General features: G+C 73.3%; 16 protein-coding genes. 8 read left to right on the top strand and 8 right to left on the bottom strand.

From position 1 onward, the window contains the following. Positions 1-609: 609 nt before the first annotated feature. A complete protein-coding gene (locus POL72_RS28865) occupies positions 610-3,684 on the bottom strand; it encodes a tetratricopeptide repeat protein (protein WP_373372249.1) in 3,075 nt (1,024 codons plus the stop codon). Positions 3,685-3,850: 166 nt separating this feature from the next. On the opposite strand from POL72_RS28865, the gene POL72_RS28860 reads away from it, so the two are divergent. The 4 genes from POL72_RS28860 to POL72_RS28845 all read left to right on the top strand — a co-directional run bounded on the left by POL72_RS28860 (position 3,851) and on the right by POL72_RS28845 (position 9,796). Beyond that, a complete protein-coding gene (locus POL72_RS28860; RefSeq protein WP_272099136.1) occupies positions 3,851-4,633 on the top strand; it encodes a multiheme c-type cytochrome in 783 nt (260 codons plus the stop codon). Continuing rightward, positions 4,630-4,905, top strand: coding sequence for a hypothetical protein (locus POL72_RS28855; protein ID WP_272099134.1), 276 nt, complete (start codon positions 4,630-4,632; stop codon positions 4,903-4,905). The genes POL72_RS28860 and POL72_RS28855 overlap by 4 nt, the downstream gene beginning before the upstream one ends. Positions 4,906-5,135: 230 nt before the next feature. Then, positions 5,136-8,822, top strand: a complete 3,687-nt coding sequence (locus POL72_RS28850; protein WP_272099132.1) for a serine/threonine-protein kinase — start codon at positions 5,136-5,138, stop codon at positions 8,820-8,822. A 68-nt stretch (positions 8,823-8,890) separates the two neighbouring features. Next, positions 8,891-9,796, top strand: coding sequence for an SDR family oxidoreductase (locus tag POL72_RS28845; protein ID WP_272099130.1), 906 nt, complete (start codon positions 8,891-8,893; stop codon positions 9,794-9,796). A 4-nt stretch (positions 9,797-9,800) separates the two neighbouring features. Here the strand turns inward: POL72_RS28845 and POL72_RS28840 are convergent, their stop codons facing one another. From POL72_RS28840 to POL72_RS28825, 4 genes are all read right to left on the bottom strand, one after another. Further along, positions 9,801-11,243 (bottom strand): TfuA-like protein, encoded by a 1,443-nt coding sequence (locus tag POL72_RS28840; protein ID WP_272099128.1) that lies wholly within the window; start codon positions 11,241-11,243, stop codon positions 9,801-9,803. Continuing rightward, on the bottom strand, positions 11,240-12,532 hold the full coding sequence (locus POL72_RS28835) for a YcaO-like family protein (protein ID WP_272099126.1): 1,293 nt from the start codon (positions 12,530-12,532) through the stop codon (positions 11,240-11,242). Before POL72_RS28835 ends, POL72_RS28840 begins: the two co-directional genes overlap by 4 nt. Next, entirely contained in the window at positions 12,529-13,047 is a 519-nt protein-coding gene (locus tag POL72_RS28830; protein WP_272099124.1) for a hypothetical protein, read from the bottom strand. The genes POL72_RS28835 and POL72_RS28830 overlap by 4 nt, the downstream gene beginning before the upstream one ends. A gap of 179 nt (positions 13,048-13,226) precedes the next feature. Then, the gene (locus POL72_RS28825; RefSeq protein ID WP_012236178.1) at positions 13,227-13,448 is read right to left on the bottom strand and encodes a hypothetical protein; all 222 of its coding nucleotides are present in this window, start codon (positions 13,446-13,448) and stop codon (positions 13,227-13,229) included. 167 nt (positions 13,449-13,615) lie between these two features. Here POL72_RS28825 and POL72_RS28820 point away from each other — a divergent pair, with 167 nt between their 5' ends. Together POL72_RS28820 and gnd are read left to right on the top strand one after the other, a co-directional pair. Then, positions 13,616-14,659: an STAS domain-containing protein gene (locus POL72_RS28820; protein ID WP_272099122.1), complete on the top strand. Its 1,044-nt coding sequence runs from the start codon at positions 13,616-13,618 to the stop codon at positions 14,657-14,659. A gap of 105 nt (positions 14,660-14,764) precedes the next feature. Continuing rightward, positions 14,765-15,760: a phosphogluconate dehydrogenase (NAD(+)-dependent, decarboxylating) gene (gene gnd / locus POL72_RS28815; protein ID WP_272099121.1), complete on the top strand. Its 996-nt coding sequence runs from the start codon at positions 14,765-14,767 to the stop codon at positions 15,758-15,760. 146 nt (positions 15,761-15,906) lie between these two features. Here gnd and POL72_RS28810 read toward each other — a convergent pair whose 3' ends face one another. Beyond that, on the bottom strand, positions 15,907-17,787 hold the full coding sequence (locus POL72_RS28810) for an inositol monophosphatase family protein (RefSeq protein ID WP_272099119.1): 1,881 nt from the start codon (positions 17,785-17,787) through the stop codon (positions 15,907-15,909). 29 nt (positions 17,788-17,816) lie between these two features. Then, positions 17,817-18,134 carry a LysR family transcriptional regulator gene (locus tag POL72_RS28805; RefSeq protein ID WP_012236172.1) on the bottom strand — a complete coding sequence of 106 codons (318 nt, stop codon included), beginning with the start codon at positions 18,132-18,134 and terminating at the stop codon, positions 17,817-17,819. A 102-nt stretch (positions 18,135-18,236) separates the two neighbouring features. On the opposite strand from POL72_RS28805, the gene map reads away from it, so the two are divergent. Further along, positions 18,237-18,989 (top strand): type I methionyl aminopeptidase, encoded by a 753-nt coding sequence (map, locus tag POL72_RS28800; RefSeq protein ID WP_272099116.1) that lies wholly within the window; start codon positions 18,237-18,239, stop codon positions 18,987-18,989. 78 nt (positions 18,990-19,067) lie between these two features. Continuing rightward, complete coding sequence (locus POL72_RS28795; RefSeq protein ID WP_272099114.1) at positions 19,068-19,973, top strand: Uma2 family endonuclease; 906 nt, start codon at positions 19,068-19,070, stop codon at positions 19,971-19,973. Between the two features lie 17 nt (positions 19,974-19,990). On the opposite strand, the gene POL72_RS28790 is transcribed toward POL72_RS28795, so the two are convergent. Then, positions 19,991-20,482, bottom strand: a complete 492-nt coding sequence (locus tag POL72_RS28790) for a hotdog fold domain-containing protein (RefSeq protein WP_272099112.1) — start codon at positions 20,480-20,482, stop codon at positions 19,991-19,993. Positions 20,483-20,535: the final 53 nt, after the last annotated feature.

Raw genomic sequence — 20,535 nt, 5'->3', positions numbered from 1 at the left:
ACACAACGCGTAGTGAACAACGGGATACGCGATGGGCAGTGAACAGCGGGGTACACGGCGCACAGTGAACGGTAGGGCACGCGCCGTGGGGTGAACGGCCGGGTACGTGACGCGGGCTACGGGTCCGGCGGTCATATCGTCTGGGGCGGGCTCGAGCAGCGCCTTCGCGCCGTCACCGTCCGCATTCGTGGTGACGCCGCGCGTGGTGGAGCCGGTTTCAAGGGGACGCTGCGGGCTTTCAGGCAGATGGCGGCATTAACGATTTCTCTCGGCGCTCGGTCGCGAGCGGCGGGCGCCCCGGGACGCCGGAGATCGCGCAGCAGCTGCTCGCGCCCATCGAGGCTTGGCGGCCGGCGGCGGCGCGGGGCCAGGCGGCGGAGGCGCCGGCTGCGGCAGAGCCGAGCCCGGTGGGTGCCGACGCGGAGCCCGACGCCGTACGCCCAGGCCCAAGAGGACGGGCGACGTCCGGGTCGGCCGGGGAAGGCTCCGCCCTCGAGACGCCAGCAGCCGTAGCTCAGGTCGATCCACGAAAGGCCGAGGTTGGCCACGCGAGCGAGGAGTTACCGCTGGTACGCTCGCTCCCGGACGACCGTGCGGCGTCGCCAGAGCTCAGGAGGGGAAGTCTTGGTCCAAACGAGCGATCAGGTCTGTCCGATCGATCCTTTGCCATGCGCTGCGCGCAGCCTCGACATGCTGGCGCTGGGTGGCAGCGTCGGGCGCGATGGTGGCAAGACGGTGATGGGTCCGGCCGATCGAGCAGGGCTCCGGGATGCGCTGGTACAGCGCGAGGGCTTCTTCGTAGCGAGCACGGGCTGCGCTGGCATCGCGGTGGGCTTGCGCGATCTCTCCAAGGCGCCTGATACAGTCGGCTTCGCCGCGCACAGACCCCACCTGCCGGTGGAGCGGCAGCGCTTCCTGGTAGCGCGCCCTCGCCTCGTCGTACTGCGAGCGCTCCAGCGCGATGTCTCCAAGGCTCTTGATGCAATTGGCCTCGCCGTGCACAGACCCCAGCTGCCGGTAGAGCGGCAGGGCCTCCTGGTATCGCGCCCTCGCCTCGTCGTGCTGCGAACGTTCCAGCGCGATGTCTCCAACGCTCTTGATACAGTTGGCCTCACCGCGCACAGACCCCACCTGCCGATAGAGAGGCAGCACTTCCTGGTAGCGCGCCCTCGCCTCGTCGTGCTGTGAACGCTCCAGCGCGATGTCTCCAACGCTCTTGATACAGTCGGCCTCACCGAGCACAGACCCCACCTGCCGATAGAGAGGCAGTGCCTCCTGGTACCGCGCCTTCGCCTCATCGTGCATCGAACGCTCCCGCGCGACGTGCCCAAGGCTCTGGATGCAGTTGGCCTCACCGAGCACGGCCCCCACCTGCCGGTAGAGCCATAGCGCTTCCTGGTAGCGCGCTCTCGCCTCGTCGTGCTGCGAACGTTTCAATGCGATGTCTCCGAGGCTCTTGATGCAGTTGGCCTCACCGCGCACATCCCCCACCTGCCGGTAGAGCGGCAGCACTTCTTGGTAGCGCGTCCTCGCCTCGTCGTGCTGCGCACGCAAGAGCGCGAGGTTTCCAAGGCGCTTGATGCAGTCGGCCTCACCGAGCACATCCCCCACCTGCCGGTAGAGCGGCAGGGCTTGCTGGTAGCGCGCTCTCGCCTCGTCGTGCTGCGAACGTCTCACTGCGATGTCTCCGAGGCTCTTGATGCAATCGGCCTCACCGAGCACATCCCCCACCTGCCGGTAGAGCGGCAGGGCTTGCTGGTAGCGCGTCCTCGCCTCGTCGTGCTGCGAACGTCTCAGCGCGATGTCTCCGAGGCTCTTGATGCAGTCGGCCTCACCGAACACATCCCCCACCTGCCGATAGAGCGGCAGGGCTTGCTGGTAGCGCGCTCTCGCCTCGTCGTGCTGAGAGCGTGAGAGCGCGACGTCTCCAAGGCTCTGGGCGCACAGCGCCTCTCGCCGTCCGTCCCCGGTGCGCTGCGCCACCTCCAGCGCCCGGCCAAGGGGCAATGAAGCCGCATGCCCGGAAAAACGCGCGAAGTTGGTCAGCGCCGCCGCCGCGTCGATCCATCGCCCCGCTTCGACCTCCGTGAGCCCGCGTCGGATCACCGAATCCAGGTTCGCTGTCTCCGGCGCGAGCCGCGCCGCCGCCTCTGTGCCGCCGCGGCTCCCCGGCACTGGCCCGAGCGTGCACGTGAGGTCCTCATAGTGCTCCATCGCCCGCCCTAGGTCCTCCACGATCGGCGGGTACTCCGCTGCCACGTACTCGCGCACCGGCGAGAGCATCTTGAGCCGGCCGCCCTCGAAGTAGGCCAGCCCCACCTGCGCCAGCGCGCGCGCCGCCGCCGGTCCCATTCCCGGCAGGAGCACCGCGAGATCCCGCTGCGCGATTCCGTCCGGCAGCACCGCCAGCACCGAGAGCAGCCGACGCGCGCCGGCTGTCATCCGCGGCGAGCCGATCGAAAGCTCCAGCGACGCCTTCCAGCTCCGGAGCCGATCGTGCGCTCCGCCGTCGCGCTCCAGCACCGCCGTGCGGCGCGCCTCCCACTCGTCCTTCAGGTTGATGAGGTCGTTTCCGTGGGTCGCGTGTGCGAGCAGCGCGATCGCCAGCGGAATACCCTCCATCAGGGAAAGCAGCGCCGAGAGCGCCGGCTTGCTCCGGTGCTCCTCGCCCGCGATGGCGCAGAACACTGCCTCCGCCTCGGCACGTCGCAGCGGTCGGAGCTCAATCGGCGAATTCCAGGTCACCCTCCCCGGCCGGCCCGCGCCGCGCACCGACGCCATGAGAGACAGGTGCGGCACGGCCGCGAGCTCCGCGAGCAACGCTTCGGTCCCAGGCTGATCGTCGCCATCCCAGGGCGTCTCCAGATTGTCCAGCACGAGCACGGCCGGGCCTGCTGCGAGGAACGACATCGCCCGCTGCCACAGATCCGGCCCGGAGGGGACGCGCAGCGCGCCAGCCAGCGCGACGGCTGCAGACTCGGCATCTGGCGCAGCATCGAGCCGTACGAAGAAGCGCCGCTCCCCGAAGCGAGCCACCACCTCCGGGCGGTGCAGGACCGCCAGGCTGACCGTGCTCTTGCCGACGCCCGCAGCGCCGAGGAGCAGCACGCGTCCCGGCGGTTCGCGCACCAGCGCCGCGACGGTGGCCTCCACCTCCAAGCCCCGGCCGATGCACAGCTCCGCCGGTGGCAACCCTGCGGCCAGGGCGCTCCGTCCTCCCGGAGCCGCCCGCCGGCTCATCACGCCTTCGACCACGGCGCGCAAGCCGCGCACCACCTCGGTCCAGGCCTCGTCCCGAACCGTCCAGCCCTCGACAGGCCGCCCGCCCTCGGGGAGCGGAGCAAGCTTGCCGAACTCGGTCCAACCCCAGTCGCAAGGTCGGACAGGCACGGGCACGACCACCACCTCGCCTGCGGCGCGCCGGGCGAGAGCGCGCGCTGCCTCCTCATCGAAGTGACGATCGGAGGCGAGGAAAGCGGGACTCACCAGCAGCACCACCACCTCAGCCGCCTCGATCTGCGCGCGCGCTTCCGCCGCCGGTTCTCCCCCTGCGGCGATCCGGTCGTCGTGCCAGACCTCGATCAACCCGATGCGCTCGATGGGCCTCAGGTGGACCTCGACCTCGGCACGCAACGCGGCGTCCTCCGGGGCAGACGAGATGAAGAGACGAACCGGCTTCGGCATGCGCGCACAGAGCTGCAGTCTGCTCCGGTGAGTTTACAGACCTCTCCCTGGGCTGGATAGCCCAGGACGCCCGCCCGATTGCACGGACGGCCGGATGCCAGCGTGCAGACGCAGGGCAGCGGCTCCGCTCGCCGCGCGGAAGCGGCTGAAGCAATCGTTGTGGTCGATGGACCACGAGGGACGCCTGCCGGCCAAGCTCCCCGCCGCGCTGCTCCTCGCCATCGCCCTGACGCTCGCGCCGAGCACGACGAGCAGCCGCAGGGCCGCGCCGCGCATGCCCGTCCCCGAGCCGCCCCGGAGCCTCGATCCCGTGGCCGTGAACCGCGATTGCGAGCGGTGCCACGCGGAGATCGCGCGCGAGTGGCGCGGGTCGAAGCACCAGCGCGCCTACGTCGACGCGCCCTTCCAGGCGGCGCTCGCAAAGGAGCCGCTGCCGTTCTGCCGCGGCTGCCACGCGCCCGAGGCCCGCTCTTCACGGCCTCCTCCGCCGGAGCGTGCCGAGCTCGGCGTCGCGTGCGTCACCTGCCACGTGGTGGACGGCGCTCCGCTGGCCGCTCCCGCGCCGGGCGGCGAGGACCAGGGCTCCCCCTCCCCGGCTTCCTCGTCTTCCCCGTCTTCCCCGGCTTCTCCGTCTGTTCCCCACCCCGTGCTGCGCGATCCGCGCTTCGCGTCGGCCGCGGCGTGCGGAGGGTGCCACGAGTTCGCCTTTCCAGACCACGCAGCCCGCCGCGCGCCAGAGCCGATGCAGCTCACGCTGACCGAGCACGCCGCGTCGGCCTACGCCGACGTGCCCTGCGCGCGCTGCCATATGCCGCTCGCCGGACACGGGCCCTCGGCCCACCGCTCTCACGCGTTCGCGTCGTCGCGCCGGACGCCAGAGCGCAGGACGCCGGGGCCGCGAGCGCAGCGCCGGCCGCGCTCTCCTCGAGCTGCGCGTCGCCGTTCGTGATCCTCTTCGCCGTCAGCAAGTCAGCGCCCGCGGACTACGACTATCCCGCGACCCGTGACGCGCTCTCGGGGTGGGCCGACGGCTCGAAATACCGCTTCATCGAGTACAGCCATCGCGGCCAGCGCATGCTGGGCGCGAGCGCGCCGGACGCGGCCCGCGCCGAGGCGCTCGCGGCGCGCCTGCGGGAGCGCGTCAAGGGGGCGTCGCCCGCCGTCGCCTGCTTCAGCCCTGCAGAGGTCCTCCGCGAGGTGAGGCTGGCGAGCGCGCCGTGAACGGGCGGCAAACGCCGCTCGAGCAGCGCTCCTTCACGCTCCGCATCGCAGCCTCCTCCGGCCTCCCCCACCGCGCGCTCACGCCTAGCGACACCGGACGGCCCTCGTGTACCATCGCCCCGGACGGCACCCGAGGCGGATCCACGACATGTCCGACGTGTCTCATCGGACCTGATCCCATGGTCGACCCAAAGCAGCAGCCACCGTCGCCCGGCGGGGACGAGGAGAGGGTGACCCCTACGCCGCCGCCGCCCAGGCTGCCGGACACCGCGCCTGCGACGGGCCACGCCGGTGCGCCCGGGGAGGAGCGCCGTCAGGACGCCACCGGCGTCGCGAGCGATCAGAGCACCGTCCGCCGCGTGCGCATCGCGGTCGCCGCAGAGACGCGCTCGCCCGCCTCGGCGGACGACGCGACCCGCTTCGCAGGCCACGCCCCGCCGAGCTCAAGGGCCGCGCCGAGCACGCAGTTCGGCCCTTACCGGCTGCTCGGGAAGCTCGGGCAAGGAGGGATGGGCGTCGTCTACCGCGGCAAGCACGCAGAGACCGGCCAGACGGCGGCGATCAAGACCATCTTCAGCGCGAGCGAGCTCACCATCGCGAGCATCCGGCGCGAGATCTACGCGCTGGGCCGCCTCAGCCACCCCGGCATCGTGCGGATCGTGGACCAGGGCGTCTCGGATGGACTGCCCTGGTACGCGATGGAGCTCCTCGAAGGCCGCACCCTCCAGACCTGCATCCAGGAGATCTGGCACGAGGTGCGATCCGCCGAGACGGCGCCGGTGAGCGCGCCCGCTTCGCAGCCCGCGAGCGCCGGCCCGCGCTCGCTTGCGCCGCGCGACGCGATCCGCCCCATGCTCACGCTGGTCCGCCGGCTCTGCGCGCCCCTCGCGTACCTCCACGGCCAGGGGCTCGTGCACCGCGATCTCAAGCCGGCCAACGTCTTCCTGCGCGACGGCGACCTGCCCGTGCTCGTGGATCTCGGCATCGCCGGGAGCTTCGGCGGCGCAGAGGGCCGCGAGGAGCTCGCGGTCGACCGGGAGGTCATGGGGACGCTCGCGTACATGGCGCCCGAGCAGATCCTGGGCAAGCTGACCGACGCGCGCTCCGATCTCTACGCGCTCGGCTGCATCCTCTACCAGTGCCTCACCGGCAGCACGCCGTTCCCTGGGATCCCCGACTCGGAGCTCGGCCGGTACCACCTCAAGGCCGCGCCGCAGCCGCCCTCCAGCCTCGCGCCCCATGTCCCGCCGGAGCTCGACGCGCTCGTCCTGCGGCTGCTCGCGAAGGAGCCACGCGACCGGCTGGGCTACGCGGAAGACGTGGCGCGCGCGCTCGAGGCGCTCGGCGCCGACCGGCACGACCCGGTTCCCCTGCCCCGGCCATCGCCGTACCTGTACCGGCCCCAGCTGACCGGGCGTGACGCGACGCTGCGCCGCCTGGGGCGGGAGGTGGACGCGCTCGTCGACCGGCGGCGCGGAGGCAAGGTGCTCGTGGGCGGCGAGAGCGGCGCCGGCAAGACGCGCCTCATCATGGAGGTCGCGCGCGACGCAAAGGCGCGCGGCGCCGCCGTGATGACCGGGCGCTGCGTGGCGATCGGCGCCGATGACGGCGCCGTCAAGGCCGCGCCGCTGCACCTGTTCCGGTCGTGCCTGACCGAGGCCGCCGATCGCTGCCGCGCCCTCGGGACCGCGGAGACCGAGCGCATCTTCGGCGAGCGCGGCAGGGCGCTCGAGCCCTACGAGGCGTCCCTCGCCGACCTCCCCTACGCCGTGCAGCGCCCGCCGCTGCCGCCGCTGCCCGCGCAGGCTGCGCGCGCGCGGCTCTTCCGGTGCATGCGGGAGGTCCTGTTCGCCATGGCCGAGGCCGCGCCGCTCCTCCTCCTGCTCGACGATCTGCAGTGGGCCGACGAGCTGTCGCTCGGCCTCCTGGACGAGCTGTCCCCCGGCTCCCTGAAGGCCGCGGGCGTGCTCGTCCTCGGCGCCTACAGGATGGACGAGCTGCGCCCCGAGCTCGACGCAATCGCGCGCGCCCCGGAGGTCGTCAGCGTGGAGCTCGGCCGGCTCTCTCAGGCGAGCGCCGGCGCCATGGCCCGCGAGATGCTCGCGCTGCCCGAGTCGCCGAGGCACTTCGACGAGCTGCTGTTCCGGCACTCGGCCGGCAATCCGTTCTTCATCGCCGAGTACCTGCACATGGCGATCGACGCGGGGCTCCTCGCCCGCGACGCGACGGGCGCGTGGCAGACGGAGGCGCTCGAGCAGGCGATGGCGATGCCCATGCCGCGCTCGCTGGAGAGCCTGATCCAGCGGCGCCTGCGCGCCTTGCAGCCGGCCAGCGCGGAGCTCGTGCAGATCGCCGCGGTGCTCGGCCGCGAGCTCGACGGCGCGCTGCTCCTCGGCACGTCCGGCATCGGCGAGGAGGCGTGGATGGAGGCGCTCCGGGAGCTCCGCGTGCGCCAGATCTTCGAGGAGGCCGGCGAGGGGCGGCTCCGCTTCGTCCACGACAAGATCCGGGAGATCGCCTACAAGCAGATCCCGGACGGGCGCCTGCGCGAGCTGCACCGGCGCGCCGCCGAGCGGATCGAGGCGACCCTGTCCGAGGGCGCCGCCGATCGCGCCCCGGTGCTCGCGCACCACTTCTCGAGGGCCGGGGTGCACGACAAGGCGATCGCGCACCTGACGGAGGCCGGCGATCGCGCGCGCTCCGTCTACGCGAACAGCGACGCGATCGCGCTCTACCGCGCGGCGATCGCCGAGGTGAGCCGGCGCGCGGAGGCGCCGGGAGCGCCCGGCGTGGACGACGACGCGCGGCGCGCGGCCCTCGAGGAGCGGATCGGCGACGTGCTCGCCATCACGGGCAAGCAGGACGACGCGCGGCGGGCCTACGTCGAGGCGCTCTCGCGGCTCGACCGGGCGGCGCGGGTGGACCGAGCCCGGCTGCACCGCAAGCGCGGCAAGACCTGGGCGACGCACCTCCAGCACGGGCAGGCGCTCGCCGCCTACGCCGAGGCCGACGCGAGCCTCGGCCCCGACGAGCCCACCGCGAGCCGCTCCGAGGCGTGGTGGCACGAGTGGATGCAGGCGAAGATCGACCGGCTCGAGGTCTACTACTTCATGGGTCAGCTCGACGCGCTGAGGGCGCAGGTCGAGGCGATCCAGCCGATGGTCGAGCGGTACGCGGGGCCCGTCCGGCAGGCGCAGTTCTTCTACGGCCTCATGCTGATGCAGATCCGCAGCGAGCGGTACCAGGCCTCGGAGCTCGCCGTGCGGCACGTCCGCTCGTACATCGCGGCCAGCGAGGCCACGGGCGATCCGCAGCTCATCGCGTCCGCGCACTTCTCGGGCGGCTTCGTCAATCTCTGGCACGGCGCGCTCGACACCTCCGAAGCGTACCTCGTGAGCTCGCTGAGCGCCGCAGAGCGGATGGGCAACGTGATCGTGCAGTCGCGCGCGCTCACCTACAGGACGATGATCCACCGGCTGCGCCGCCAGCGCGCGGAGGTGCGGTCCATGGCGCTGCGGAGCCTGGAGGTCGCCGCGCTGGGGCACATGCGCGACTACATGGGGGCCGCCGAGGCCCACCTGGCCTGGTGCGCGTGGTCCGAGGGGGCGCCGGAGGAGGAGATCGTGCGCCGCGCCGGGGCGGCCCTCCACTCCTGGACGGAGCTGGCGACGCCGTTCCCGTTCGAGTGGACAGCGCGCCTCGTGCTCCTCGCGGTGCACCTCGAGCGCGATCGCCTCGCCGCGGCCGTGGAGCAGGCCGAGGCGCTCCACGACGTGAAGCAGCACCGCTTCACGGGCGCGCTCGATGAGCGGCTCGATCGGGTCGTCGCCGTGGCCCGCGGCGGCGGGCCGCCCGAGCTGAGCCGGGCTGCCCTCGAGGCGCTCGTCGCCTCCGCCCGGGAGCACGGCTACCTCTGACCCAGCGAGCGCGCCCGCTGCCCCTCCGTTCGGCCTATGCTGCGGGCCTGCGAGCGAGAGGAGGAGCGATGATCCTGATCGTCGGAGCAACAGGGGTTCTGGGTGCAGAGATCTGCCGGCGTCTCCGCGAGGCCGGGCGCGCGGTGCGAGGTCTCTACCGGGAGGGATCGGACCCGGCGAAGGTGGCCCGGCTCCGGGAGATGGGGGTCGAGCTCGTGCGCGGCGATCTGAAGGACCGCGCGTCGCTCGATCGGGCGTGCCAGGGGGTCAGCGTCGTGATCGAGACGGCCAGCTCGACGCTGTCGCGGCAAGACGGCGACTCGATCGAGAGCGTGGACCGGGACGGCTCGCTCGCGCTGGTCGCCGCGGCGAAGGCGGCGTCGGTCGGGCACTTCATCTACATCTCTTTCCCGGAGATCGCCGACGAGTTCCCCTTGCAGGACGCGAAGCGCGCGGTGGAGCGGGAGCTCCGGGCGAGCGGCCTGCCCTTCACGATCCTGCAGCCCACCTACTTCATGGAGATCTGGCTGAGCCCGGCGCTCGGGTTCGACGTGGAGGCGGCCAAGGCGCGCGTCTATGGCGCCGGAGACGGCCCGATCAGCTGGATCGCGCTCGGCGACGTGGCCGACGCGGCGATCGCCTGCATCGACAACCCGCGGGCGCTGGGGCGCTCCTTCGAGCTGGGTGGCCCGGAGGCGCTCAGCCACAACCAGGTGATCGCGGTGTTCGAGGAGCTGACCGGCCGCGCCTTCTCCGTCGAGCGCGTCGGCGAGGCCGATCTGCGGGAGCGCCGCGCCGCGGCGCGGGACCCGAAGCGCGGCGTCGACTCGCTGGCGCAGTCGTTCGACGCGCTGATGCTCCACTGCGTGGAGGGCAAGGTCATCGACATGCGCCCGGTCCTGTCGGCGCTGCCCATCGCGCTCACGCCGCTCCGCGCCTACGCCGCGCGATCGCTCGGGCGCCCCGGCGCGTGAGCGGTCAGCCGTCGGCCGGCGGCCTCTCGCCGCGCCGCCTGTGCTCGTACTCGCGGGCGATGACGAGGAGCAGCTCGTCCTGATCGTCGAGCCCCAGCGCGGCCGCGTAACCGTCGAGGTAGGCCGGGAGCGGGCGGCCGGCGATCTCCGTGAAATACCACGCCAGCAGCGCTTGCCGCGTCAGGCCGAGGTCCTCGAGCGCGGGCGCCTCGACGCCTGCCGCGGAGAGGACCTCCTGCTTGCGAAGGGCCCGCGCGGCGAGCTCGCCGTAGCGGCCCGTCATGCGCAGGTGGTCGACCAGGAGCCGCTCCACCTCGATCCCGAAGACGGCCTGCGCCCACCGCAGCCGCGCCTCCCGCTGGACGAGCAGCGTGAGGCCCTCGACGTCGAGCGCCTGCTCCGTGAGCCAGGCGAGCGTGCTCTCGGGCGTGAGCAGCCCCCGCTCCCGCCGGACCTGCGCGAGGATCTCCTCGAAGAGCTCGACGGGGACCTCGACCCCGTGGCGCCGCGCCTCGCTCAGGGCGAGCGCCCGCGCGAGGGCCCCCTGGACGGCGTTCGTATAGGAGAGCGGCCCTTCCAGCCGGAGCTCGTCGAGGAGCAGCTCCGGCTGCAGCCCGCCCTGCGCGCGCCGTGATCGCGCGCCGGCCGGCTCGGCGCCCGGACGCTGGGCCGGCGCGGCCCCGGCGCGGGCGCCCTGCGTGGCGGCCACGCTGCCGCGGCCGGCGCGCCGGCACGCCTGGTCCCAGACGTCGGTATAGGCGAAGTGGTACGTCACCCTGAGCGGGCCGGGGTCGCGCGCGCGCAGCGCCGCGATCGCCTCCAGCATCGCGACGGCGTCGCGCCGCTTCTGATCCACGCGCCCGTCCGGCAAGAAGCGCCGGAGGGCGTCGAGCTCCTCGGGGCTCGCGCCGGCCGCGGCGCCCTCCGCGAGCAGCCGCGCGAAGCTGCGCTGCGCGTAGAACGTGCGCTTGGCCAGCGAGACGAGCCCCGCGGCGGTCTCCTCCCGGAGGATCGACGCCGCGACCGCGGCGGCGAGCGTGGCGCGGATGTTCACCATCGCGTCGGAGAGCGGCCGGTAGCCGTCCTCGGCGGCGGCGTGGGCGATCGCGACCTCGTCGTCGTCGGTCAGCGCGCCGCTCTGGAACGCCTCGAACACGGCGCCGACGCCGGTCATGCCGAACGGGTGGAGCTCGGCGGCCCGCAGCGCGCCCATGCTGGCGCTGCCGAAGACGTGGACGCCGTGCGCCATGGCCCAGAGGATCTCCTTGTGCCAGACCGAGGGCAGGCGCTCGAAGTAGCCGTCGACGATCCCGATGGCCCACGGCTTCTCGAGCGTGGCCCGGTACACGTCGCCCTGCGCGACCGGCGGCAGGAACACGGCGCCGTCGAGCAGCGCGGCGCCGTCCGCGGCCGGGAGCGTGGGGCCCGTGAAGACGATGACGCTCACGCGGTGGCCGCGCTCCTCGCCGCAGCCGCCGCGCGTGCGGCGGCGCGCGCCCGGGCCCGGGGCCCCGGGACGAAGCCGGGCACGTCGTCGATCGACTCCAGGCCCGGGATGATCACCCGGACGACGGAGATGCCGAGCCCGGGCTTGCTCACGTCGACGACGACGACGCGCTCGACGCCGGCGCGCCGGAGGCACGCGAGCTCCGCGGCGACGTCGTCGTCGAAGGTCTCGCCCTCGAGCGACGGGACGTCGCGGAAGCCGCGGAGCGGGCCGCGGACGCCGGCGATCTGCTCGCGGGCGCGCTGGATGGCGTCCGCGTGGCGCGCCCGCTCGAAGCGATCGCGGTCGCCGTCGTCGCGGGAGCCGGCGATGAACGTGAGCCGGCTCTGCGCGGCCTCGGTGAGCGCCCGGAGCAGCGCGACGCTCCGGCTCGGGTGACAGCCCATCCCCTCGGTCGCGTAGAGGCGGCGGAACGGATCCGGCGCGCGATCGACGATCAGGCAGAGGAACGCAGGGAGGCCGACGTCGGTCGTGGTCTCCCAGACGCCCACGGCGACGCCGGCGGCCTCGTAGAGGTCGAGGACGTGGCGGCACCCGGGGTCGTCGACCGTGGCGAGATCGAGCCGGGAGCCAGGGATCTCGGCCTCGCCGCCGGCGCGGAAGAGCGTTGTCGCGTCGCGCTCGACGACCTCGCAGATGCCGTGGCTCACGGCCTCGAGCAGGTGATTGCCCGAGGCGAGGCCGTTCGAGCTCATCACGAACGAGCCGCTGCCCGCCGGCAGCGGCAGCGTGTAGTTCGTGTGCACCATTTCATAAGGGACCCACACGGCCTCGTCGCGGAGGAGATCGCGCCCCTCGATCCAGAGCACCCGGTGGTGCTCGCGCGCGGCGCCGACCGAGAGGCGCGGCAGCGCGGCGACGTCGACCACGGCAGCGGCGCGCGCGAGATCCCGGTGGCTCGCGAGCCGGAGCGGCAGGTCGACGTGCTCGGCGTGGTAGGACTCGATCGACTCCATGAGCCCGGACGCCCGCGCCGCGTCGAGCGTGAGCCCTTTGCCCTGGGAGACCGCGAGCGAGGCTGCGTTGGGCCGGCACACCATGACGACGGGCAGGCCGATGACATCGAGGCCGGTGACGTCGGCCACCCGGGTGATGCCGAACGCGGACAGGTGCGGCGCGACGCGCGCGATGGTCTCGGCGGGCGGGACGAGCCGGTGCGTGCCCTCCCGGAACCCCTTGGCGGCGCGGACCGCGGCCCGCTCCGGCGAGGGGCCCGCTGCCGCGCTCACTGGTCCTTGTCGCCCGCGACGAGGTGCTCGATGGCCGCCTGCGCGTCCTTGACGCTCTGCTCCGCGGCATGGAGCGTCTGCTTGGCCGCGATCATCGCCTCGCCCGGTTCGCCGAGCTCGCGCGCCAGCGCGGCCGCCGTGGCGTGGGTGGCTGCCTGGTCGGCCCACTCGGAGGCCGCGAGGAGGTCCTGCATGGGATCCGGCCCCTCCTGTCTCCACGTCGCGGGCTCGAACGGCGTCACCCGGCGCAGGCTCGCCAGGTTGACCAGGTAGCAGGCCTGGTTGCCCGGTCGGGGCCGGATCCAGCCCAGCGCGACGCCCTGCTTGAGGAGCTCCATCGCCCGGTCGTAACAGTGCCCGCAGTTCTCCGCGGTCAGCTCGTTCTCGGGCCGGATGTAGTCCTCCCGGCGCAGGTAGTAGAGCTTGCCGTTGTCCGCCGCGAGGATGACGTCCTCGTACTTGTGATCGCCTCGCGGCGCCTTGGGACAGCGCTCGCCATGCTGTTGGTCGGCCATCTGGACTCCTGTTCGACAGCGCGTCTGGACCCGAGAAACCGGCCCGTGCATATCACGCTGTCGCGACGGCTTTCAACGTCCGGGAGCCCTGCGGCGGGTCTGCGCGCTCGCGCGAGGCCGCGGCGAGGCGGGCAGGCTCGGCGGCGCGGATGCAGCCGGGGAGCCCGGCGGGCGCAGGATCAGCTGATCCCCATGGGGGCGCCGCCTTCGGCGACGAACCGATCGGCGATGTCCACGAGGAGCGCGTCCGTGGCGGGCTTGCTCTTCACGGTGACCTGCGTCTCGTCGGGGAGGAGCACGAACGAGCCGACCACCTTGCCGTCGAGCCGCACCTCGTGGCTGCCGCCGGGCGGAGCGGGCGCGACCTCGTAGACCTTGCCGTCACGTGCCTTGATCTTCATGCCCTAGCGGTAGCACGCAGCGGCCGCGCGCGGGGTGCACCGCGCCGCGCGAGCCCAGCCCGCCGCCGCGGGCAAGAGCCCCTCCACCGCGGGCGGATTGCGCGGTAGGATGCGGCTGCGCGCTGAGCGCGAGGAGTGTTCACCGTGCCGAGATCCGACGATCGCTGATGCTGACGCCAGAGCCTGGCCAGCCCCCCGAAGCCGGCGGCGGCGGATGGATCGTCCTCGGCGTCCTCAACGAGATCCTCCTCAAGCTCGCCAACCAGCCGGACCTGCGGTCGCTGTGGGAAGAGGTCTGCGCGAGCGCGCGCTGGATCGTCCCGTCCCAGCGGCTCTGCGTCGTGCTCGCCAACGACGGCGGCGGCGCCAGGATCGCGGCGAGGTACCAGCGCGGCACCTTCGAGTACGGGGCGCCCGAGGGCGGCGGCGTCGTCGTGGACGCCTGGATGGTCGCGGCGCTGGAGGCGCAGCGCCCCGCGTGGTTCAGGGGGCCGTGGGACGAGGCGCGCGAGGCGGATCGCGCGCGCGCGTGGCTCCTCGCGGACGACCCCGACGTCGTTTTCCACGTGCCGATCCAGGTCTACAAGAAGACCATCGGCACGATGCTCTTCGCCCTGGAAGACCAGCGCCAGATCGACCGGAAGGCGCTGGCGAGCGCGACCACGTACGCGCTGTACGTCGGGGCCACGTACACGACGCTCAAGAACTCGCTCGACCTCGCCGCCGCGAGCGCGCAGCTGCGCGAGCAGAACGACGAGCTCGAGCGGGTCCAGATCGAGCTGCGCCTGCAGCTCGATCGGGTCCGCGCGGCGCACGAGGCGATGCTCGAGATGTCGACGCCGATCATCCAGGTGTGGGACGGCGTGCTCACGCTGCCGGTGATCGGCACGATCGACAGCGCGAGGGCGGCCCGCATGATGGAAGAGGTGCTCGACGCGGTGGTCCGGCACGGCGCCCGCTTCATGATCGTGGACCTCACCGGCGCGCAGGCGGCGGACACCTCGACCATCGATCACCTGCTGCGGATCTTCGCGGCGACGAGGCTGCTCGGCAGCCAGTGCATCGTCTCCGGCGTCCCGACGGCGATGGTCGGGCGCATCCTGGAGTCCGGCGGCAGCCTCGACGGGATCCCGGTGTTCAGCACGCTGAAGAGCGCGCTCGAGCACGCGGTGGGCGCGCTGCGGCAGCAGGCGCAGCCGGCGCGCCGGTAGCCGCCGCAGCCGGAGGAGCGCCCGGACCGGAGCGGTGTCGACCGCGCCGCGCGCCGCGCGCCGCCCGCTGTGATACGCCCGCGGTCCCACACAGGAGCGTGACGGATGAAGCTCGCGATGATCGGACTCGGCAGGATGGGCGCCAACATGGCGCGCCGGCTCATGCGCGGCGGCCACGAGGTCGTCGCGTTCGATCTGAACCAGGACAGCGTGAAGCGGCTCGGCGAGGAGGGCGCGGCGACGGCCTCTTCCCTGGGCGACGCGGTGGCGCAGCTCGAGTCGCCGCGCGTGGTCTGGGTCATGCTGCCCGCGGGCGCGCCCACCGAGCGCGTCGTCGGAGAGCTCGGCGAGCAGCTCGGCGAGGGCGACGTGATCATCGACGGGGGCAACACCTACTTCAAGGACGACGTCCGCCGCGCCAGGGCGCTCGCCCCGAAGGGCATCCGTTACGTCGACGTGGGGACGAGCGGCGGCGTGTGGGGGATCGACCGCGGCTACTGCCTCATGGTGGGCGGCGCCCCCGAGGCGTTCGCCCTGGTGCAGCCGATCCTGCGGACGCTCGCGCCGGGGCCGGGGGACATCCCGCGCACGCCGGGCAGGCAGGAGGCCCAGGGCGGCGCGCAGAGCACGTCGGAGGAGGGCTACCTGCACTGCGGCCCGGTCGGCGCCGGGCACTTCGTGAAGATGGTCCACAACGGCATCGAGTACGGCCTCATGCAGGCCTACGCGGAGGGGTTCGACATCCTCAAGAACGCCGCCACGGAGCGCCTGCCCGAGGAGCACCGGTACGCGTTCGACCTCGGCGAGATCGCCGAGGTCTGGCGGCGGGGCAGCGTGGTGGGTTCGTGGCTGCTCGACCTCACCGCGATCGCCCTCGCCGAGAGCCCGGAGCTCGCCGGGTACAGCGGGTTCGTGCAGGACTCCGGCGAGGGCCGCTGGACCGTGATGGCGGCGATCGAGGAGGCCGTCCCCGCCGAGGTGCTGTCCTCGGCGCTCTACGCGCGCTTCCGCTCACGCCACGATCACACCTTCGCCGAGAAGGTCCTCTCCGCGATGCGGCACAAGTTCGGCGGGCACCTGGAGCGCCCCACGGGGGGGTGAGCGGCGTCTCGGCCTGCCGATCGAGCGAGGCTCCGGGAGCGCTCCCTGCACGCCCTTGCGCGCGGCGCCGCGGGGGAGAACCTCATCCTCCTGAAGAGGCTCATGGATGGGTGATAAGTTAATGAATTTGTTGTGCTTTTAGCTCATCAAAAGAACTCCGACGAGTCGCGCTCGTCGGGCTGCGCGCGCTGGCCGGCGGCGAGGAGCGCCTCGGCGAGGAGCATCGCGTCGACCGGCCAGAGCTCGGGCGGACGCCGGTGCTTCGCCCCTGCCTCGGGGAGCGGGCGACAGCTGAGCACGAGGCGGCGGAAGCGGTCAGGGACGGCGTCCCGGCCGTGCGCCGCGCCGAGCAGCGCGCCGGCGATCGCGGCGTTCGTGTCGGTGTCGCCGCCGGCCATCACCGTGTCGATGAGGCCCCGCTCGAGCGAGGGCGCGTGGAGGAGCTGGTGGAAGGCGTTCTGCAGGGCGATGAGGACCCAGCCGGCCTGGTGCGAGAAGCTCCGGGGCGGGGCGCTGCGCGCGGCCGTGAGCGCGGCGACGACCGCGCGCTCGCCGCTCCCCTCCGCCTCGTCGAGGGCGGCCGCGAAGGCACCCTCGACGCCTGCGCCGCCCACCGCCGCCGCGATGGCCGCGACGAACGCGGCGGAGGCGGCGCAGCAGACCGGGTGGGGGTGCGTGAGCGCGCTGTCGTCGCGCGCCCAGGCCGCGGCCTCCCGCGGGCGGCCCGCGCCGAGGACGCCGAGGGGCGCCGCGCGCATCACCGAGCCGTTCGCCTCGCTGGTCAGGCTCGCGGCGGCGCGGGCGCGCTCGCGCCGCGCGCCGGGCAGCGGCGCGCCCGCGGCGGCCCTGAGCGCGGCCGCCGTGGTGTTGCCGATGTCGAACGGGCTTGAGCCGTACCAGTGCACGTAGGCGTCGAGCGCGGCCTCCGCGACGAAGCCGCGCTTGCGGACGATCGAGCGCGCGAGCATGAGCGCCATCTCGGAGTCGTCGGTCGGCTGCCCGGCCAGCGTGCCCCACGTGCCGCCGTCGGCGAGGTCGCGGACGCCGTCCGGGTAGAGCGGCGCGATCGCCTCCGCCGTGCGGAACTCGACGAGCGCGCCGAGCGCGTCCCCCGCGAGCTGGCCGAGCAGGCAGCCCTGGGCGCGTGAGAGCGTGCCAGCGCCCTCGACGAGCAGGCTGTGCGAGGGGCGCAGCAGCCCGTACGTGCCCTGCGGCGGCGGGATGCGGCCGTGGATGACGGCGTTCCACGGGCGGCGCGCGAGCTCGCGCACGACCGCGGGGGCGCCGCCGAACAGGCGGCAGACCTCGCCGTCACCCTGCGCGGTGTAGGTGATGGGCGCGCCGTCGTCGTCGACGAGCTCGCCGCCCGCGGCGCGCACGAGCGCGTGCCCGGCGGCGTAGTCCCAGCTGCGGGGCCGGCTGAGCGAGACCGCGGCGACGCCCTCGCCGGCCGCGGCCAGGGCGAGCCGGTAGGCGAGGCTCGGGAGGGCGAGGAACCGCGCGGGGGCGACGCAGCGGGCGTTGCGGGCGGGGAGGTAATCCGCCGACTGCGAGAGCAGCACGACGGCGTAGCGATCGAGCGCGCCGCCGGCGAGCGACGACGAGACGGCGGCGCCGTTGCGCCGGATCGGCCCGGCGCCCTCGGCCCAGGCGATGAGATCGCCGTCGTCGTCGGGATAGGCGTACGCGAAGACGACGCCGAGCACCGGGGTGCCCTCGCGGAGGAGGCCGATGGAGACCGAGGCGCCACGGTAGCCGTGCAGGAAGGACGCGGTGCCGTCGTGCGGATCGACGACCCAGCGGTGCGACGGGTCCACGCCGTCCAGGGCGCCGGTCTCCTCGCCGAGGAACGCGTAGGGGGTGGCCCCGGTGAGCGCGTCGCGCAGCAGGAGCTCGACCTCCACGTCGACGTCGGCGCTCGTCCCGGCGCCGCGTGGGCCGCCCGGGCGGTGGAACTCCGCGCGGAGGAGCGCGCCAGCGCGGCGCGCCGCATCGACGGCCAGCGTGAGCTCAGCGTCGTAGCCCATGCCGCTCCCCTGGTTCCACGCGAGGCACCCTACCCCAGGTCGGCGCGCTGGCGGTGGCCGGCGTCGAGATCGCCCGGGGGAGGCGCGGCGCCGTAGCCGCGCACATCGGCGACGGCCGCGTCGACCTGCGCGACGATGGTGCGGGCGTGATCGAGGAACGCCGCGCCGGCCGGCAGGAGCCGCATGCCGCGCGCGGTGCGCTCGAACAGCTGCGCGCCGAGCTCGTCCTCCAGGCCGCGGATCTGCCGGCTGAGGGGCGGCTGCGCGATGTGGAGGCGGCGAGCGGCGCGGCCGACGTGGCCCTCCTCGGCGACGGCGATGAAGTAACGGATCTGCGAGAGGCTCACGCGCCGATTCTAGCCCGAACCCCGCGCGCGGGGAGCCGCGCGCGAGGACCCGAGATCAAAACGGTATTGGATGGCCGCTCGCTGCGCGCGCATACGCCTGGCATGAACGTGGAACTCCTCAGGCCTCACGCGTGCGAGGCGATGCGGCGCGCAGGGCGCGCGGCGGCGGCGACGCTCTCGGCCGTCGGGGCGCGGCTCCAGCCCTTCGTGACGACGGCGGACATCGATCAGTGGGTGCGCGAGGACACAGCGCGGCGCGGCGGCCGCCCCAGTCAGCTCGGCTACAAGGGCTTCCCTGCGGCCGTGTGCACAAGCCGGAACCACGTCGTATGCCACGGGATCCCGCGGCGCGACGAGGTGCTCCTGCCGGGCGACATCGTCAACGTCGACGTGACCACGGAGCTCGGCGGCTACCACGGCGACACCTCCGCGACGTTCTTCATCGGGGACCCGAGCCCCGAGGCGCTGCACGTGGTGGACGTCGCCAGGCGCTGCCGGGACGCGGGCATCGCCGTCGTGCGCGACGGGGCGCGGCTCGGCGACATCGGCGCGGCCATCGAGGAGATCGCGCGGGCGGAGGGGTGCGGCGTGGTCCGCGAGGTCGGCGGGCACGGCATCGGGCGGAGGATGCACCTGCCGCCGCACGTCGCGCACACCGGGGTGCGCGGGGCGGGCATGCGGCTCCGCGCCGGGATGGCCATCACGATCGAGCCGATGGTCAACCTGGGCTCGCACCGCATCCGCACGCTCGACGACGGGTGGACCATGGTCACGGAGGACGGCAGCCTCTCGGCGCAGTTCGAGCACACCGTGCTCGTCACGCGGGACGGCTGCGAGATCCTGACGCTCTCCTGACGCTCCGAGCGCCGCGCTGAGGCCTGCGCCTGCGCGCTCGCAGGCCGAGGATCCTGGGAAATGCTAGGATGAGGGCCTATGCGGCAGGCGCTCGAGCACGGCTACGCGTTCGATCCCGACGACCCGCGCGCCCCTTCCGAGGCGACGTGGGAGCGCATGACCGACGAGGAGCGCGCGCGGGTCGTGGACATGCTTCCGTCCGAGTTCGAGCTCGAACCGCCCGAGGGCGATCCGCACCGTGTGGCTGCGGCGCAGGTGATCGCGACGCTCGACGCGTATTTCCGCCGGAGCGGGCGGAGGGTCTACCTGTCCTCGAACCTCGCGGTGTTCTACCCGGACGAGCCTGCCTTCGCGCCGGATCTGCTCGCCGTCCTCGACGTGGAGCCTGGCGAGAGGATGAAATGGGTCGTCGGCGCGGAGCGCAAGGGGCTCGATCTGGTCCTGGAGGTGGCCTACGCGGGCAACCTGACGAAGGATTTCGAGACCAACGTCGAGCGTTACGCCCGGCTCGGCATCTCCGAGTACTTCATCTTCGACCGGCGCCGGCTGAGCCTCCGCGGGTACAGGCTCCCGCCGGCCGACACGGCGCGCAGGGCGCGGAGCTACCAGCCCGTCCTGCCCCAGGCAGGACGGTTCGCGTCGCAGGTGCTCGGGCTGGAGCTCGCGGTGGAGGGCTCGAAGCTGCGCTTCTTCAGCGGGACGGCGAAGCTGGAAGAGGCGGATGAGCTGATCGCGCGGCTCGGCGTGATGCTCGACGACGTGCTCGCGCGCAAGGACGAGGCGGAGCTGCGCGCCGCGGACGAGGCTAGCCGCGCCGAGGAGGCCGAGCTTCGCGCCGAGGCGGAGGCCAGGCGCGCCGAGGCGGAGGCCAGGCGCGCTGCGGACGAGGCCAAGCGCGCTGCGGACGAGGCCAAGCGCGCGTCGGACCTGGAGCGCCAGCTCGCCGAGGCGCTGGCCGAGATCGAGCGCCTCCGCCGCAACTGACCACTCGCGCCGCGGCGTCACACCCCCTTGGTCACCCAGGCCCAGACGAACTCGCACTCCATCGGCGACGCGCCGCTCTCGTCCGTCACCGTGACGGCGACTGTCACGTCCCCCTTCGGCTGGTCCAGAAAGGACTGGCGTTGCTCTGGCGTGAGGGTCGCGACCGCGCGAAGGCCGCCTCGGGCGCGGCGCGTGTAGTCGATCTTCATGCTGCGCAGGAGCGGCAGCTTGTCTTCGGGCAGGTTGACGGCGACGACGAAGCCGGTCGCCGTCTCGGCCAGGAGCCCCGCCGCGGCGGCGTGCACCCCGCCGATGTGGTTCCGCACCCTTCCCCCGTTGGCGAGCCGCAGCGCCACCCGATCCGAGCTTACCTCGTCGAACTGGACCCCGGCGGTCCCGGTGAACGGCACCATGCGCTGGAACAGCACGCTTTGCGCGCGCGTGCGAAGGAAGGACGGAAGCGCCTGGAGCGGCGCGAGCGAGCGGGCGATGAAGTTCAGCTGGGACATAGACCCTCCGGAGGCGAGCTTAGCGCATGCCGGCCCGGCGCCTCATCAGGCTG

The organism is Sorangium aterium, assembly GCF_028368935.1.
Taxonomy (GTDB): Bacteria; Myxococcota_A; Polyangia; order Polyangiales; family Polyangiaceae; genus Sorangium; species Sorangium atrum.
The sequence above is the reverse complement of the archived record's forward strand: the minus strand, read 5'-3'. Positions and strand labels throughout refer to the sequence as shown.

Bases quoted from the DNA above. Each gene is read 5' to 3' on its own strand.
- gnd (WP_272099121.1), top strand. From the start codon at position 14,765: ATGAAGCTCGCGATGATCGGACTCGGCAGGATGGGCGCCAACATGGCG.
- POL72_RS28830 (WP_272099124.1), bottom strand. From the start codon at position 13,047: ATGGCCGACCAACAGCATGGCGAGCGCTGTCCCAAGGCGCCGCGAGGC.
- POL72_RS28795 (WP_272099114.1), top strand. From the start codon at position 19,068: ATGCGGCAGGCGCTCGAGCACGGCTACGCGTTCGATCCCGACGACCCG.
- POL72_RS28790 (WP_272099112.1), bottom strand. From the start codon at position 20,482: ATGTCCCAGCTGAACTTCATCGCCCGCTCGCTCGCGCCGCTCCAGGCG.
- POL72_RS28810 (WP_272099119.1), bottom strand. From the start codon at position 17,787: ATGGGCTACGACGCTGAGCTCACGCTGGCCGTCGATGCGGCGCGCCGC.
- POL72_RS28860 (WP_272099136.1), top strand. From the start codon at position 3,851: ATGGACCACGAGGGACGCCTGCCGGCCAAGCTCCCCGCCGCGCTGCTC.
- map (WP_272099116.1), top strand. From the start codon at position 18,237: ATGAACGTGGAACTCCTCAGGCCTCACGCGTGCGAGGCGATGCGGCGC.
- POL72_RS28820 (WP_272099122.1), top strand. From the start codon at position 13,616: ATGCTGACGCCAGAGCCTGGCCAGCCCCCCGAAGCCGGCGGCGGCGGA.
- POL72_RS28865 (WP_373372249.1), bottom strand. From the start codon at position 3,684: ATGCCGAAGCCGGTTCGTCTCTTCATCTCGTCTGCCCCGGAGGACGCC.
- POL72_RS28845 (WP_272099130.1), top strand. From the start codon at position 8,891: ATGATCCTGATCGTCGGAGCAACAGGGGTTCTGGGTGCAGAGATCTGC.
- POL72_RS28825 (WP_012236178.1), bottom strand. From the start codon at position 13,448: ATGAAGATCAAGGCACGTGACGGCAAGGTCTACGAGGTCGCGCCCGCT.